Annotated in this window: 11 protein-coding genes; 7 read left to right on the forward strand and 4 right to left on the reverse strand. The window is 72.1% G+C overall.

Going from position 1 to position 15,166, the window contains the following annotated elements; translation table 11 throughout:
* Window positions 1-9 precede the first annotated feature (9 nt).
* Window positions 10-582, forward strand: coding sequence for a PadR family transcriptional regulator (locus ABEA93_RS38160; protein ID WP_345680566.1), 573 nt, complete (start codon window positions 10-12; stop codon window positions 580-582).
* Between the two features lie 34 nt (window positions 583-616).
* On the opposite strand, the gene ABEA93_RS38165 is transcribed toward ABEA93_RS38160, so the two are convergent.
* Window positions 617-2,524 carry a flavin-containing monooxygenase gene (locus ABEA93_RS38165; RefSeq protein WP_345680567.1) on the reverse strand — a complete coding sequence of 636 codons (1,908 nt, stop codon included), beginning with the start codon at window positions 2,522-2,524 and terminating at the stop codon, window positions 617-619.
* Window positions 2,525-2,909: 385 nt separating this feature from the next.
* A complete protein-coding gene (locus ABEA93_RS38170; RefSeq protein ID WP_345680568.1) occupies window positions 2,910-3,908 on the reverse strand; it encodes a tellurite resistance/C4-dicarboxylate transporter family protein in 999 nt (332 codons plus the stop codon).
* Between the two features lie 209 nt (window positions 3,909-4,117).
* On the opposite strand from ABEA93_RS38170, the gene ABEA93_RS38175 reads away from it, so the two are divergent.
* From ABEA93_RS38175 to narI, 4 genes are read left to right on the forward strand one after another with little or no spacing between them, the layout of a single operon-like run.
* Window positions 4,118-7,753 (forward strand): nitrate reductase subunit alpha, encoded by a 3,636-nt coding sequence (locus ABEA93_RS38175; RefSeq protein WP_345680589.1) that lies wholly within the window; start codon window positions 4,118-4,120, stop codon window positions 7,751-7,753.
* A gap of 3 nt (window positions 7,754-7,756) precedes the next feature.
* On the forward strand, window positions 7,757-9,352 hold the full coding sequence (gene narH, locus ABEA93_RS38180; RefSeq protein ID WP_345680569.1) for a nitrate reductase subunit beta: 1,596 nt from the start codon (window positions 7,757-7,759) through the stop codon (window positions 9,350-9,352).
* Window positions 9,349-10,005, forward strand: a complete 657-nt coding sequence (narJ, locus tag ABEA93_RS38185; protein ID WP_345680570.1) for a nitrate reductase molybdenum cofactor assembly chaperone — start codon at window positions 9,349-9,351, stop codon at window positions 10,003-10,005. Before narH ends, narJ begins: the two co-directional genes overlap by 4 nt.
* Complete coding sequence (narI, locus tag ABEA93_RS38190) at window positions 10,005-10,733, forward strand: respiratory nitrate reductase subunit gamma (RefSeq protein ID WP_345680571.1); 729 nt, start codon at window positions 10,005-10,007, stop codon at window positions 10,731-10,733. The genes narJ and narI overlap by 1 nt, the downstream gene beginning before the upstream one ends.
* A 57-nt stretch (window positions 10,734-10,790) precedes the next feature.
* Here narI and ABEA93_RS38195 read toward each other — a convergent pair whose 3' ends face one another.
* Entirely contained in the window at window positions 10,791-11,726 is a 936-nt protein-coding gene (locus ABEA93_RS38195; protein ID WP_345680572.1) for a class I SAM-dependent methyltransferase, read from the reverse strand.
* 47 nt (window positions 11,727-11,773) lie between these two features.
* On the opposite strand from ABEA93_RS38195, the gene ABEA93_RS38200 reads away from it, so the two are divergent.
* Window positions 11,774-12,346, forward strand: a complete 573-nt coding sequence (locus ABEA93_RS38200; protein ID WP_345680573.1) for a helix-turn-helix domain-containing protein — start codon at window positions 11,774-11,776, stop codon at window positions 12,344-12,346.
* 83 nt (window positions 12,347-12,429) lie between these two features.
* Window positions 12,430-12,939, forward strand: a complete 510-nt coding sequence (locus ABEA93_RS38205) for a GNAT family N-acetyltransferase (protein WP_345680574.1) — start codon at window positions 12,430-12,432, stop codon at window positions 12,937-12,939.
* 46 nt (window positions 12,940-12,985) lie between these two features.
* On the opposite strand, the gene ABEA93_RS38210 is transcribed toward ABEA93_RS38205, so the two are convergent.
* Window positions 12,986-14,932, reverse strand: a complete 1,947-nt coding sequence (locus ABEA93_RS38210; protein WP_345680575.1) for a SpoIIE family protein phosphatase — start codon at window positions 14,930-14,932, stop codon at window positions 12,986-12,988.
* Between the last annotated feature and the right edge of the window lie 234 nt (window positions 14,933-15,166).

A 15,166-nucleotide genomic window follows, 5' to 3' on the forward strand; every position in this document is an offset into this window, starting at 1 on the left:
GCTGGGCGGGTGTCTGCCGCACGTAACGCCTGGTTGCCGACGTCGACCTACTCGATCCTCGGGCTGCTGTCGTACGCCCCCGAGCTGTCGGGCTTCGAGGTCAAGAAGTGGGCCGACCTGAGCCTGCGGTTCTTCTACGCGAGCCCGGCGACCAGCCAGATCTACCGGGAGTTGGAGAAGCTGGAGGCCGCCGGCCTGGCCGCGTCGCGGGTGGTGCCGGGCGAATCGGCGCGCAGCAAGCGCGCGTACCGGATCACCGACACGGGGCGCGCCGAGTTGAAGCGGTGGGTGGAGGAAGCGCCGGTGGAGCCGCCGATGCTGCGCGACTCGATGGTGCTGCGGGCGTGGCTCGGGCACGTCGCCGATCCGGAGCGGCTGCGCGAACTGCTGGCCGAACACCGGCGCCAACTCGAGGAAGCCCTGGAGGGGTTGCGCCGCTTGGAGGAATCCTCGGCGGGCGATCCGCACTTCGCGTTCCCCGAGCTGATCGCCCGGTGGGGCGAGCACCAGTCCGCCGCGGCGATCGACGGTGTCGACCTGCTGGTGGAGGGGATCGCGCGGATCGCCGACGCCGAGTCCTGAGCCGTCGTCGCGCCGACAGGACCGCGCGGGCGCCTCAGCCGAGCACGTGCGCGGCCGGGTCCGGCTTCCGCAGCATGTGCCAGTAGTCGACGAGCCGCCACGGGTTGGTGACGACCACGCGCCCCGCGGCGTTGCGGTAATAGCTGCGCACCGACGGGTGGCTCCAGACCAGGCCCGCCATCGTGGCGTCGACGTCGTCGGCGTAGGCGGCGTGGGCTTCCTCGGTGGGTTCCAGGGTGCGGAGGCCGCGTTCGCGGAGCAGGTCGAGGCAGGCCAGCACGTAGTGGATCTGCACCTCGGACACGAAGTTGTTGCCCGCGCCGTGCCCGGGGCTGGAGTTGGGGCCGGACAGGACGAACAGGTTCGGGAACCCGGGCACCGTGACGCCGAGGTGGGCGCGCGGGTCTTCGTCGCCCCAGACGTCGGCGAGGACCGTGCCGCCGCGTCCGGTGACCGTGACGGAGCGGAGCATCGGCAGCAGATGGAAGCCGGTGGCGAGGATCAGGACCTCGGCCTCGGTGACGGTGCCGTCGGCGGTGCGGATGCCTTCGGGGATGATGCGGTCGATCGGCTCGGTGCACAGGTCGACGTGGTCGCGGCGCAGCATGCGGTACCAGTCGGCGTCGCGGAGGATCCGCTTGCCGAAGGGCGGGTAGGCGGGGACGGCCTTGGCGAGCAGGTCGGGGCGGTCGGCGAGTTCGGCTTGCGCGTAGGCGACGAGGATCTGCCGGAGCTTGTCGCTCGCCGCGGAGATCGCCGTGTCCGCGCCGCGCCAGTCCGGGTCGGCGGTGATGGTCGCGTAGTTGGCGTCCGACGCGAACCAGTAGGTGATGGTGCGGAACCACTCGGCGTAGTACGGCACATGCCGCATCGCCCAGAGCGCGCCTTCGGGCACGGTGAGGTTGGCGGCGCGGCGGGGTTGGATCCACGCGGGCTGGCGTTGGAACACGGTGAGGGCGGCGACGTCGTCGACGATCGCGGGCGCGGTCTGCATGGCGCTGGCGCCGGTGCCGACGAGGGCGACGCGGCGCCCGGCGAGGTCGAGTCCGGGGTCCCAGGCGGCGGTGTGCACGACGGTGCCGGCGAAGTCGGCGAGGCCGGGGATGTCCGGGTACTTGGGGTCCTGGAAGAAGCCGATGGCGCTGACCACGGCGTCGGCGTGATCGCGGGAGACGGTGCCGTCGGCGTGCCGGGTCGTGAGCGTCCAGCGGCGGTCGGCCTCGTCCCACGCGCAGGACTCGACGTGGGTGTCGAAGGAGGTGTGCGCGCGTATGCCGTAGGCGTCGGCGCAGCGGCGGAGATAGCCGAGGACGACGTCGCCGCTGGAGTAGAACGCCGGCCAGTCGGGGTTGACCGCGAACGAGTAGGAGTAGAAGTGGCTGGGTGTGTCCACACCGACGCCCGGATATTGGTTGACGAGCCAGACGCCGCCGACGTCGGAGTTCCGCTCGTAGATCCGGTACGTGTGCCCGGCTTCGGCGAGCTTGACCGCCGCGGCGATCCCGGTGAGGCCCGCGCCGATGACGGCGACGTGGAAGCCGCCGTCCGCGGCGGGCGGGGTGGGGTCGGCGTCGAGCGTGTCGAACCCGCACTGGTCGCGCAGGACGGGCAGGAACTCGGCGGCCACCGGTTCGCGGGCGAACGTCGCGGCCATGGCCTGCATCAGGGCGTCGGGCAGCGGGGCGCCGGCCTCGGCGGACGGGGGCTCCGTGAGCACCGCGGCGAGGCGGTCGCGCAGGGCGGCGGTCAGGTCGTCGTCCGCCGCACCGGGTTCGCACACGGCCGCGAACACGGTGAGGGCGTCGGCGTCGCGGGTGAGGTGGACCAAGGCCATGAGCAGCGCCCGCGGGTCGGCCCCGGTGAGGCGCTCGGACACCTCGGCGGCGGTGCACCCGGCCAAGGGCAGATCGGCGGCCAGGGTTCGGGGGAAGAGGGGCGGCATGACGGCCTCCGCGGGCGGCTCAGGGGACAGCAAGAAGTTCCCATTGGGAACAACTGGATGCTGTCGCCTCGCCCCGAAGAAGTAAAGAGGCGGGGCGGAGCCGGCGCACGGGCACGAGGCTCAAGCGCGGGCTCAGGCGCGGGCGCGGGCACAAGGTTCAAACGCAGGCACGGGCACGGGAGGCACGCGGGAAGCGCGGGCGGCGGCGCAGGCGCCAAGCCCAAGCGCGGGCGCGGGCGCGGGCGCGGGCGCGAAGCCCAAACGCAGGCGGGGCGCGAAGCGAACGCCGCCTGCGAAGCAGCCGTGAGCAAGGCGGGGCCGCGGCACGCCACGCCCACACCCAAGCCACGCCCCGCCGCGACCCGCGCCGCCCCGCCCCGCCCGCCTACCCCCGTCTGGTCCTCGCCGCCCTCGCCGCCCTCGCCAACGACCGCGCCAACCCGACCCCCGCCAACGCCCACACCGGAAACGCGATCCACAGCAGCACCCGCCCCAGCGTGTCCAGCCACGCCACGTGCGCGGCCGCCGACACCAGCAGGCAAGCCGCCGCGGTCATGCCCAGGGGGAAGACCGTGGCCCAGCGGCGGATGTCGTAGCGCGGGCGCGGGTAGGCGATTTCGGCGACGGCCAGGACGACGTACCAGCCGAGCGCGACGCCGAGCACGACCAGCGTCGTGATGCGCAGGATGTCGTGCGCGGTCCCCGTCCACACCGGCGACGCGACGAGTTTCGACCCCGCGACCGCCGAGATGGCGAGCGCGCCGCCCGCGACCCAGTGGTCGCCCGCGCCGGTGCGGATCTGGCGGATGTCGAAGCGGGCGAGCACCACCGCGTACAGCACGAGTCCCAGGGCGAACAGCACGAGCGCCGCCCACGCGAGCCACTCCCCCTCGCCCAGCAGCGCGAGTTGCCCGGCGAGCACGGCCAGCCCCTGGGTGGCGACGCAGACCAGGAAGACCGCCCCCGGCATGCGGTGGCCGAGGTGCCGCGCCACCCCGCCGAGCAGTATCGGCCACGCGAGCGCGGCGATGGCCAGCATCGCGTACGCGGTGTGCGTCCAGCCGAACAGCGCGAGCCGGGTGCCGAGCACGGTGGTGGCGGCGACGGCGGTGAGGGCTGGCGGGGTGTCGGCGGCGGTCTTCCAGCCGTGCGGGTCGCGGAACGCCCGGGTGACGAAGGCCGCGGCGAGGAGCAGCCACACGGCGATGTCGATCCCCATGAGGATCTTCGACAGCGTGTCGAACCCGGCGACGAACAGCCCGATCGAGACGATGCCCGTCGCCATCACGATCGACCCGGATGCGGGCGGCACCGCGGACCACCACGGCGCGGGCGGGGCGGCGTGCGGGGCGCTGTGGGCTGGGGCGGCGCTCTCGGCGGTCACCCGGCGATCATGCAGGACGCGCGCCGCGGCGCGGTGGAATTGCGGATGCTTGCCCGGAGTGTCGCCCGACCGTCACGCCGAATTGCCGTTTGTATGACTACACGTACCAGTAGTGTCGGCGCGCGAACGGCCCCGCAACGGGGCGCGCCGCCGAGCCGATCGCCCGGGAGGCAGCGGTGCCGCAGGACGTACCGACGGAGCCGGACGCGATGCTGCTGCGCACCGGCCGGTTCCTGCGGCGCGACGCGCAGACCGCGGCGGACCTGCACAGCGTGCGGGTGACCGGCGGCCGCGAGGGCGACGTCTTCTACCGCGACCGGTGGAGCCACGACAAGGTCGTGTACTCGACGCACGGCGTGAACTGCACGGGCTCGTGCCGGTGGAAGGTGTACGTCAAGGACGGCATCATCACGTGGGAGACCCAGGGCACCGACTACCCGTCGGTGGGCCCGGACCGCCCCGAGTACGAGCCGCGCGGCTGCCCGCGCGGTGCCGCGTTCTCCTGGTACACGTACTCCCCCACCCGGGTGCGCTACCCGTACGCGCGCCGCGTCCTCGTCGACATGTACCGCGAGGCGAAGACGCGCCTCGGCGACCCGGTGGACGCGTGGGCCGACATCCAGGACGACCCGGAGCGCCGCCGCCGCTACCAACGCGCCCGCGGCAAGGGCGGGTTGGTGCGGGTCTCGTGGGACGAGGCGGTCGAGATCATCGCCGCCGCGCACGTGCACACGGTGAAGAAGTACGGCCCGGACCGGATCGCGGGCTTCTCGCCGATCCCCGCGATGTCGATGGTGTCGCACGCGTCCGGCGCCCGGTTCATGTCGCTGATCGGCGCGCCGATGCTGTCGTTCTACGACTGGTACGCCGACCTCCCGGTCGCGTCGCCGCAGGTCTTCGGGGATCAGACAGACGTCCCCGAGTCGGGCGACTGGTGGGATGCCGCGTACCTGATGATGTGGGGCTCGAACGTCCCGGTGACCCGCACGCCGGACGCGCACTGGATGGCCGAGGCGCGCTACCGCGGCCAGAAGGTCGTCGTGGTGTCGCCGGACTACGCGGACAACACGAAGTTCGCCGACGAGTGGCTGCACCCGCATCCGGGCACCGACGGCGCGCTGGCGCTGGGCATGGGGCATGTGCTGCTCAAGGAGTTCTTCGTCGACCGGCAGGTGCCGTTCTTCGCCGACTACGTGCGTACGTACACCGATCTGCCGTTCCTGGTGACGCTGCGGGAGAAGGACGGCGGGTACGTCCCCGACAAGTTCCTCCGCGCGAGCGACCTCGGCGACACCGGCGAGGGCGCCGAGTGGAAGACCGCGGTGTGGGACGAGGCCGCGGACGCGCCCGCCGTGCCCGGCGGCTCCGTCGGCTTCCGGTGGACCGAGTCCGGCAAGGGTGCCTGGAACCTGGACCTCGGGGCGATCCGGCCGCGGCTGTCCCTGCACGGGGCCGGCAATGCGGCCGAGGTGCTGCTGCCGCGTTTCGACGGCACCGGCGACCCGGTCGTGCGGCGCGGCGTGCCGGTCGCGGAGGCCGGCGGCCGCCTGGTGACGACTGTGTTCGACCTGCTCCTCGCCCAGTACGGCGTGGCCCGCCCGCACCTGCCCGGCGACTGGCCGGCGTCGTACGAGGACGCCGACGCGCCCGGCACGCCCGCCTGGCAGGAGCAGCTCACCTCCGTCCCCGCCGCCAAGTGCGTGCGCATCGCCCGCGAGTTCGCCCGTACCGCGGAGGAGACGCGCGGCCGCTGCATGATCCTCATGGGCGCGGGCACGAACCACTGGTTCCACTCCGAGACGATCTACCGGGCGTTCCTCGCGCTGCTCACCCTGACCGGCTGCCAGGGCCGCAACGGCGGCGGCTGGGCGCACTACGTCGGTCAGGAGAAGTGCCGCCCGTCCACCGGCTGGGCGACGCTCGCCGGGGCGACGGACTGGCAGCGTCCGCCGCGCCAGATGATCGGCACCGGGTTCTTCTTCCTCAACTCCGACCAGTGGCGCTACGACAAGTTCCCGGCCGACGTGCTGGCCTCGCCGCTGGGCGAGGGCCGGTTCGCGGAGATGACGGTCGCGGACTGCCTGGCGCAGTCGGCGCGGTCGGGGTGGATGCCGTCGTATCCGACGTTCGACCGCAACCCGCTCGACCTCGCCGACGAGGCGGCCGCCATGGGCGTGGACCCGGTGCCGTACACGGCGGGCGAACTGGCCGCCGGGCGGCTGGGGTTCGCGTGCGAGGACCCGGACGCGCCGGAGAACTGGCCGCGGGTGCTGACGTTGTGGCGGGCGAACCTGCTGGGTTCGTCGGCGAAGGGCGCCGAGTACTTCGCCAAGCACCTGCTGGGCACGCACCACAGCCTGCGCGCCGAGGAGGCGCCCCCGGACGCCCGGCCGCGCGACGTCGTCTGGCGGGACGAAGCCCCGGAAGGCAAGCTCGATCTGCTGCTGTCGCTGGACTTCCGCATGACGTCGTCGACGCTGCTGTCGGACATCACGCTGCCCGCCGCGACCTGGTACGAGAAGCACGACCTGTCGACCACCGACATGCACCCGTTCGTGCACGCGTTCACTCCCGCGGTGGATCCGCCGTGGCAGGCGCGCACCGACTTCGACGCGTTCCACGCGATCGCCGCCCGGTTCTCCGAACTGGCGGCCGACCACCTCGGCGTGCGCACCGACATCGTGGCCACCCCCTTGCAGCACGACACGCCCGGCGAGACCGGGCAGCCGGGCGGGGTCGCGTTGGACTGGCGGCGCGGCGAATGCCCGCCGATCCCGGGCAAGACGATGCCGGCGCTGACCGTGGTGGCGCGCGACTACCCGGCCGTCGCCGCGAAGATGGCGGCACTGGGCCCGCTCGTGGAGACGAAGGGCCTGCCCGCCAAGGGCCTCACCCTGCTGCCCGACCGGGAAGTCGAGCTGCTCAAGGCCACCAACGGGACAGCCCGCGGCGGCCCCGCGGACGGCCGGCCACTGCTGGACACGGCGGTCAAGGCCTGCGACACGATCCTCGCGCTGTCCGGAACGACCAACGGCCGCCTGGCCGTCCAAGGCTTCGCCGCGCTGTCGGAGCGGGTGGGGCGGGATCTGACGCCGCTCGCGGCGGAGAACGAAGGCAAGCGGGTCACTTACGCGGACACGCAGGCCGCGCCGGTGCCGGTCGTCACGTCCCCGGAGTGGTCGGGCAGCGAGACCGGCGGCCGCCGCTACAGCCCGTTCACCGTCAACGTCGAGCACCTCAAGCCCTGGCACACCCTCACCGGGCGCCAGCACTTCTTCCTCGACCACGACTGGATCCACGAACTCGGCGAGGCGCTGCCGGTGTACCGGCCGCCGCTGGACATGCACCGGCTGTTCGGCGAACCGCGGCTCGGGCCCGACGGGCAACGCGAAGTGACCGTCCGCTATCTGACGCCGCACAACAAGTGGTCGATCCACTCCGAGTACCAGGACAACCTGTTCATGCTCGCGTTGTCGCGCGGCGGCCAGGTCATCTGGATGGCGCCGCAGGACGCCGCCGCGATCGGCGTGCGCGACAACGACTGGATCGAGGCGGTCAACCGCAACGGCGTGGTCGCGGCGCGCGCGATCGTGTCGCACCGCATGCCGGCCGGGACCGTCTACATGCACCACGCGCAGGACCGCACCGTCGCCACCCCCAAGGCGGAGACGACCGGCAAGCGCGGCGGCATCCACAACTCGCTGACCCGGATCCTGCTGAAGCCGACCCACTTGGTCGGCGGCTACGCGCAGCTGTCGTTCGCGTTCAACTACCTCGGCCCCACCGGCAACCAGCGCGACGAAGTCACCGTCGTCCGCCGCCGCACCCGGAAGGTGGAGTACTGACCCATGCGCGTTATGGCCCAGGTCGCGATGGTCATGAACCTCGACAAGTGCATCGGCTGCCACACCTGCTCGGTCACCTGCAAGCAGACGTGGACCAACCGCGGCGGCGTCGAGTACGTGTGGTTCAACAACGTGGAGACCCGCCCCGGACAGGGCTACCCGCGCCGCTGGAGCGACCAGGACCGCTGGCAGGGCGGCTGGGCGCTCGACCGGCGCGGCCGGCTCAAGCTCAAGGCCGGGGGCCGGTTCAAGAAGCTCGCCACGATCTTCGCCAACCCGGTGCTGCCCGAGATCAAGGACTACTACGAGCCCTGGACGTACGACTACGACCAGCTCACGAAGGCGCCGCTCGGCGACGACTACCCCGTCGCGCAGCCGCGTTCGGTGCTCACCGGCGAGCCGATGGCCGTCGAGTGGTCGGCCAACTGGGACGACGACCTCGGCGGCGCGACCGAGCACGGCTCGGCGGACCCGGTGGTGGAACGGATCGGCGACAAGGTCAAGTTCGCCTTCGAAGAAGCCTTCATGTTCTACGTGCCGCGGATCTGCGAGCACTGCCTCAACCCGTCCTGCGTCGCCTCGTGCCCGTCGGGGGCGCTGTACAAGCGGGTCGAGGACGGCATCGTGCTCGTCGACCAGGACCGGTGCCGCGGGTGGCGGCAGTGCGTGACCGGGTGCCCGTACAAGAAGGTGTACTTCAACCACCGCACCGGCAAGGCCGAGAAGTGCCACTTCTGCTATCCGCGCGTCGAGGTCGGCCTGCCGACGGTCTGCTCGGAGACCTGCGTGGGACGGCTGCGGTACATCGGCGTGATGCTGTACGACGCCGACCGGGTGGCCGCCGCGGCCGCGGAACCCGACGAGAAGGACCTGTACGAAGCCCAGTTGGAGGTCTTCCTCGACCCGCACGACCCCGAGGTGGGGCGTGCCGCGGAGGCGGCCGGGATCCCCTTCGAGTGGATGGAGGCCGCACGCCGGTCCCCCGTCCACACCCTCATCAAGGACTACCGCGTCGCGCTGCCGCTGCACCCGGAATACCGCACGCTGCCGATGGTCTGGTACATCCCGCCGCTCTCCCCGGTCGTCGAGGCGCTCGCCGAGAGCGGGCACGACGGCGAGGACCCGGTCAATCTGTTCGGCGCGATCGACACGCTGCGCATCCCGCTCGAATACCTCGCCGAACTGTTCACCGCGGGCGACCCCGAGCCGGTCCGCCGGTCACTGGAAATCCTCGCGGTGATGCGGTCGTTCATGCGTGCGGTCAACCTCGGCCGGGAACCCGACCTGGCGCCCGCGGCGGCCCTCGGGCTGGCCCCGGAACGCATCGAGGCGCTCTACCACCTGCTGGCGGTCGCCAGGTACGACGACCGCTACGTCATCCCGACGGCGGCGATGGCCGACGCGCACCGCTTGGAGGAATCCGCGGTCGGATCGGGCTGCAGCGTCGACGACGGGGTCTACGAGGACGCGCCGGGCCCGTTCGGGGACAGTTCGGGCTCGGAGACCAAGGTCGGGCACCGGCGGCTGCCGCTGGTCACGATCGAGGCGTTCCATCTCACGCGGCGTCGGCAGACCGCCGACCGGGAGGAGGACCTGTGAGCGGCCTTCTGCCCCACGCCGACCGGGTACTGTGCCAGGCCGCGGCGCGGTGTCTGGCCTATCCGGACGAGGCGTTTGCCGCCGAACTGCCCTTGGTATCCTCCGCGTTGGATGCCACGGGACGAGGCGGAGCGACGTTGCGGCCGTTCGTCGACCATGCCGTGTCCACCCCCGTCGGCGATCTCGCCGCGCACTACGTCGACGTGTTCGACTTCAAGAACCGGCACTGCCTGTATCTGAGCTGGTGGACGGACGGCGACACGCGCCGCCGCGGCACGTCGCTCGTGCGGTTCAAGGAGGCCTACCGCGCACACGGGCTAGAGCCGACGGGCGAGGACCTCCCCGACTTCCTGCCCGTGGTGCTGGAGTTCGCCGCCGCGACCGGGTCGGACGCGCTGCTGCGCGAGCACCGGGCGGGGCTGGAACTGCTGCGGATCGCGCTCGCCGAACACGGCACCCCGTACGCGCACGTCGTCGCGGCGGTCTGCGCGGTACTGCCCGGCCCATCCCCGCGTGACCGCGCCGAAGCGCGGGCGCTGGCGCGCAGCGGTCCGGCGCGCGAAGAGGTGGGGCTCGCCGGGTATGCGGAACGCCCCTATGGACACCTCGACTTGCTGCCCATCGTCGGCGCGGACGGCTCCGGAGGCCACTGATGCGCACGTTCCTCTGGGGCGCCCTCCCCTACATCGCGGTGGCACTGCTGGTGTCCGGCCTGGTCTGGCGCTACCGCTACGACCGCTTCGGCTGGACGACCCGGTCGTCGGAGAGCTACGAGTCGAAGATCCTCACGATCGCGTCGCCGGTCTTCCACTACGGCATCCTCTTCGTGCTGGTCGGACACCTGATGGGCCTGCTGGTGCCGAAGTCGTGGACGGACTCCCTCGGCGTCACCGAACACGCCTATCACTTGCTGTCCCTGTTCGCCGGCACCGCGGCGGGCGCCCTCACCCTGCTGGGCATCGCCGCGCTGATCTACCGGCGCAGGACCAATCGGGCCGTCTTCCGGGCCACGACGCGCAACGACAAGCTGATGTACGTCGTACTCGCGGCGGCGATCGCCTTCGGGATGATCGCAAAGCTCGCCCACTCGTCGATTTCCAGCGGCTACAACTACCGCGACACGATCGCGGTGTGGGTGCGGAGCCTGTTCTACCTGCAGCCGAAGACCGAACTGATGGCGGATGCGCCGACGCTGTACCAGATCCATGCGGTGATCGGCCTGGTGCTGTTCGCGCTGATCCCGTTCACACGGCTCGTGCACATGTTCAGCGCGCCGATTCAGTACGTGTTCCGGCCCTACATCGTCTACCGCGCGCGCGACCCGCGAAATGTGGGGGTGCGGGCGGAGCGGCGGGGGTGGGAGAAGGTAGGGCCGCGCTGAGGTCCGGCGCGGCGGCGGGCTACGTGCCGGGGGCCGCCCGCGGCGGCGCGGCGGGGCTCAGGCCGGTCGCGCCAAACGCAGTTCCCGCGTCGTGCGGATGACCAGGTCGTCGCGCCGGAGGACGCTGTCGGGTCCGTCCTCGGCCACGAGGCGGTCGAGGGCCGCAAGGTCGTCCGGTGACAGTGCGTCCGCCAGGCCGGCGCGGACGCGGCTCAGGTAGCCGCGGGCGTAGCGGCCGGCGGCCTCGGGGAGGTCGGCGCCGGCGAGGCGGATGTCGTACGTGTGAGCGTCGACCACCGCGTAGCCCGCCGTGGCCAGGACGGTGTCCCAGTCCGCACCGAGGTGCGGGACGTGGTCGGCGGTCTCCTTGGCCATGGCCTCGTGACAGCGGTCTTCCAGGCCCGGCTTCCCGAAGCCGACGTCGTCGGGGAGGAAGCGCGGGAGACCGTCCATCTCCAGCAGGGCGAACAGTCCGCCCGGCCGCAGCACGCGGGCAATCTCGCCGAGGGCCCGGAGCGGGTCGGCGGTGTGGTGCAGCGACGCGGACGCCCAGACCACGTCGGCGGGGCCCAGCTCGGGCCACGCGGCGTCCAGGTCGGCCTGCACCGTCCGCACGCGTGCCCCCAGGCCCCGCTGCTCGGCCTTCTCGGCGAGCCGGGCGAGCATCTGCGGGTCGACGTCGACCGCGGTCGCGTCGGCGTCCGGGAAGCGCGCGAGGAGGGAGAGGGTGCCGGCGCCGGTCCCGGCGCCGAGGTCGACGAGGCGGCGCGGCGGCTGCTCGGCGGAAGCCTTGCGGATGCGCGCGGTCACGTCGGTGAAGCAGGCGTCGAGGATCTCGATGTCGAGGTCCAGCAGATCGGCCAGGCCGGCCGAGTCGCCGAAGGAGCCGGGGGCTGCGTCGTGGGCGTGGCGGCCGTAGCCGTGGCTGTGGGCGTGGTTGTGGGCGTGGTTGTGGGCGTGGCCGTGGTGGTTCGGGTGCTGTCGCTCGTCCATGCTTCGACTCTAAGCGCCTCTTGCGCTGATGACATACCATCTTGCGTATGAAGCAAGACGACGACGCTCTCGACACCCTCGTGCGGAAGCGGATCCGCGCGCTGCGGGTCGCCCTCGGCTGGTCGCTCGACGACCTCGCGGCCCGCTGCTACCTGAGCCCGTCGACGCTGAGCCGCATCGAAACCGGACAGCGCCGGATCGGCCTCGACCAGCTGACCGCGATCGCCCGCGCCCTCGGCACCACGCTCGACCAGCTCGTGGAGACCGTCGACGACGAGGACGTGGTCATCCGCCCCCGGCACGACGAATCGCGCGGCGTCAGCACCTGGATCCTCAGCCGCGGCCCCGGCACCCAGGGCGTGACCGTCGCCCGCATGCGCCTCACCAAGCCCGCCCGGCCCGACGCGATGAACGCACACCCCGGGCACGACTGGTTCACGGTGCTGTCCGGCACGGTGACGCTGCTCCTCGGCGAGCGCCGCATCGTCGTCGAAACCGGCGAAGCGGCCGAGTTCTCCACCATGATCCCGCACGCCTTCGGCTCCGACGACGGCCCCGCCGAAATCCTCTGCATGTTCGACCACGACGGCCGCCGGACACACCTGCACCAGGCGCCGTAACGGGGGCGGCGGTTCTTCGGCGCCCCCGGGTACTTCCCGAGCCGCAGAGCATCAGGCGGTGCGGCATTCGCTATACATGCGCAATGACCACCTGGCCCACCCGCCCCGAAACCCCCGCCGACGTCCCCGCCATCCGGGCGATCGTCGAAGCCGCCTTCCCCACCCCGGAAGAAGCCGACCTGGTCGACGCCCTCCGCGCCGACCCGCAGGCCTGGATCGACGGCCTCTCGGTCGTCGCCGTCGACGACACGGACGCCCCCGTCGGCTACGCCCTCCTGACCCGCTGCCACATCGACACCACCCCGGCCCTGTGCCTGGCTCCCGTCGCGGTCCTCCCCGCCCGGCAGAAATCCGGCGCGGGCGCGGCCGCCGTCCGCGCGGCCCTGGCCACCGCGGCCGCCCAAGGCGAACACGCCGTAGCCGTCCTCGGCCACCCCGACTACTACCCCCGCTTCGGGTTCGCCCGCGCTTCCGCCCACGGCATCGGGCTGACCATCGACGTCCCGGAGGACGCTCTGATGGTGCTCACGCTGGACCCGTCGCGGCCCATCCCGTCGGGGACGATCCACTACGCGGCCCCGTTCGGTATCTGACCGTTCGCCCCGGGCTCAACCCGGTGGAAGCAGCTTGTGGCCGCGGTCACCGACCGTCCGGCGCCGAGGCGGGTGGGACGCGAACGACGAGGACGGCGGCGTCGTCGTCTTCGCCGCCGGTCTCGGCGGCGGCCGCGAGCATCGCGTCGGCGATCGCCTCGACACCGTCGCCCGCACATGCGGCCGCCCGGTCCGCGGCGCGGCGCATGCCGACCTCGATCGGCATGTCGCGTGACTCCACGACACCGTCGGTGACCAGCACGATGATGGTTCCCGGCCGCAGCACCGTCTCGTGGTGCGGGTACTCGGCGCCTTCCAAGGCGCCGAGGAGGGGGCCTCCGGGGGTTTCGAGGATGTCCGCCGTGCCGTCGGGGTCGATCACGATCATCGGTACGTGGCCCGCCCGTGCGACCGCGCACTCGCCCGTGGCCGGGTCGAGGCGCAGCAGCGTGCAGGTGGCGAAGTTGTCGCGGCCGAGGCTCGCGAGGAGGTTGTTGACGCGGCCGAGGATGAGCGACGGCGTGGGGTCGTGAGATGCGAAGGCCCTTCCCGTGGTGACCAGTTGACCCATGTGTGCGGCCGCGTCCACGTCGTGTCCCTGGGCGTCCCCGATGCTGAGCAGCGCGGTGCCGTCGTCGCCGGGGACCACGTCGTACCAGTCGCCGCCCATCGAAAGCCCGTGCGCGGCGGGCGAGTATCGGGCGGCGATCTCCAGGCCGGGTACGGTCGGCGGGGCGGAGGGCATCATGGTGCGTTGGAGCGCCCGGGCGAGTTCGGTCAGCGCCTGCTGGAGTCGGATGCGCTCGACGGCCTGCCCGGCGAGTTGCCCCAGCGTGCGCATCAGCGCGCGCTCGTCCGGGCTCGGGTGGTGCTCGTGGTCGTAGATGATGACGAGGGCGCCGATGGGGCCTTTGCCGACTTCGAAGGGGATCACCGCGTACGCGTGCGCGCCGGTCGCCGCGATCAGTTCGGTGGCGTGCGGCCAGGCGAGTTCGTGCTCGCGCAGCGAGGGGACGAAGATCGCCTCGCCGCTGCGGATCGCGTGATGCAGGGGGCGGCGTTCGTCGAGTGCGGTGCCGTCGAGTCGGGCGAGGGCCATGTCGTCGGGACGCGAGGCGTTGGTCATCCGGAAGCGATCACCGTGGACGAACCCCACGAAGGCTCCGGTGCCGCCGAAGAGGGGGGCGACGCGGGCCATCATCACCTCGCCCAGGGCCTCCTCGGTGACCGCCGCGATCATCGCCGCCGAGACCTCGGCCAATCGGGCGCCGCGCTCGCGTTCGGCGGCCAGACGCCGCTTGCCCTCCACCTGCACCCCGACAACGTCGCTCCGGTCGCGGTTGACGCCGACCAGGACTTCCCGCCCGTCCAAGCCCAGACGCAGGCGCTGCACATGGGATGCGATCCAATGCCACTGACCGGCGGCGTCGAGCAGCCGGTACTCGACACGTGCTTCGGTGCGTTCTCCCGCGACCAGTGCCGCCTGCAGGCGCTTCAGGGAGGGCCGGTCGTCGGCGTGCACACGCGCCATCCAGTCCGCGGCGCCGCGGGCCGGCGAGAGCTGCGCCCGACCGCCGTGCCATCGCCAGGTGCTCGCGGCGATGTCGTAGGTCCACAGGCCGAAACCGCCGAGCGTGGCGGCGAGGCGGAACGTGGCCAGTTGCACGTCCACGTCCACGCTGCCGGGCACCTCACGCAGTTCGGTCTCCTCGCCGACGGCACGTGCCTCGAACATGCACGGCACCGGGGCCCCGTCGGGGGCGGGAATCTCGACCACCCGCACGGCCACCCCGTCCGGCTCGGCGTGGGCCGCGGCGACGAGTTCGGCCCAGGCCGCGGTCGCCCGCGGGGACAGCCGGCTGCCGAGCACCTCGGTCAGCGGCTTCTCCCGCGCCTCCGGGGCCAGACCGGTGGCGCGCGCGAAACGCCGGTCGAACCCGAGCAACCGCCCGTCCGCCCCGACCCGGACGATGGACCCGGCCGTGTCCGTCATGAGGATTGTCCGCGTGTCACAGGCGTCGACTTTCGTTCGAGCAGGCCGAGACATCCATGGCCGACATGTGGGCTTTGCCTTTTGAGTGCATATTTTTTCGCAGGCACACCCAGGGTGCAATTAAGCCTATATAGGCCATATGGGCAACAAGGAGGCCGTTCGGGTTGCTTCTCCGAGCGGCGGTGGGAGCCGTGTCGCCCGAGTCCGGGTGCCGAGTCGGGTCCGTGTCGGTCC

Source organism: Yinghuangia aomiensis, from assembly GCF_039542225.1.
Taxonomy (GTDB): domain Bacteria; phylum Actinomycetota; class Actinomycetes; order Streptomycetales; family Streptomycetaceae; genus Yinghuangia; species Yinghuangia aomiensis.

What these genes read in the sequence shown, in the direction of transcription:
- ABEA93_RS38165 (WP_345680567.1), bottom strand. Translation starts at nt 2,524, where the DNA reads ATGCCGCCCCTCTTCCCCCGAACCCTGGCCGCCGATCTGCCCTTGGCC.
- ABEA93_RS38210 (WP_345680575.1), bottom strand. Translation starts at nt 14,932, where the DNA reads ATGACGGACACGGCCGGGTCCATCGTCCGGGTCGGGGCGGACGGGCGG.
- narI (WP_345680571.1), top strand. Translation starts at nt 10,005, where the DNA reads ATGCGCACGTTCCTCTGGGGCGCCCTCCCCTACATCGCGGTGGCACTG.
- narH (WP_345680569.1), top strand. Translation starts at nt 7,757, where the DNA reads ATGCGCGTTATGGCCCAGGTCGCGATGGTCATGAACCTCGACAAGTGC.
- ABEA93_RS38200 (WP_345680573.1), top strand. Translation starts at nt 11,774, where the DNA reads ATGAAGCAAGACGACGACGCTCTCGACACCCTCGTGCGGAAGCGGATC.
- ABEA93_RS38175 (WP_345680589.1), top strand. Translation starts at nt 4,118, where the DNA reads ATGCTGCTGCGCACCGGCCGGTTCCTGCGGCGCGACGCGCAGACCGCG.
- ABEA93_RS38205 (WP_345680574.1), top strand. Translation starts at nt 12,430, where the DNA reads ATGACCACCTGGCCCACCCGCCCCGAAACCCCCGCCGACGTCCCCGCC.
- ABEA93_RS38195 (WP_345680572.1), bottom strand. Translation starts at nt 11,726, where the DNA reads ATGGACGAGCGACAGCACCCGAACCACCACGGCCACGCCCACAACCAC.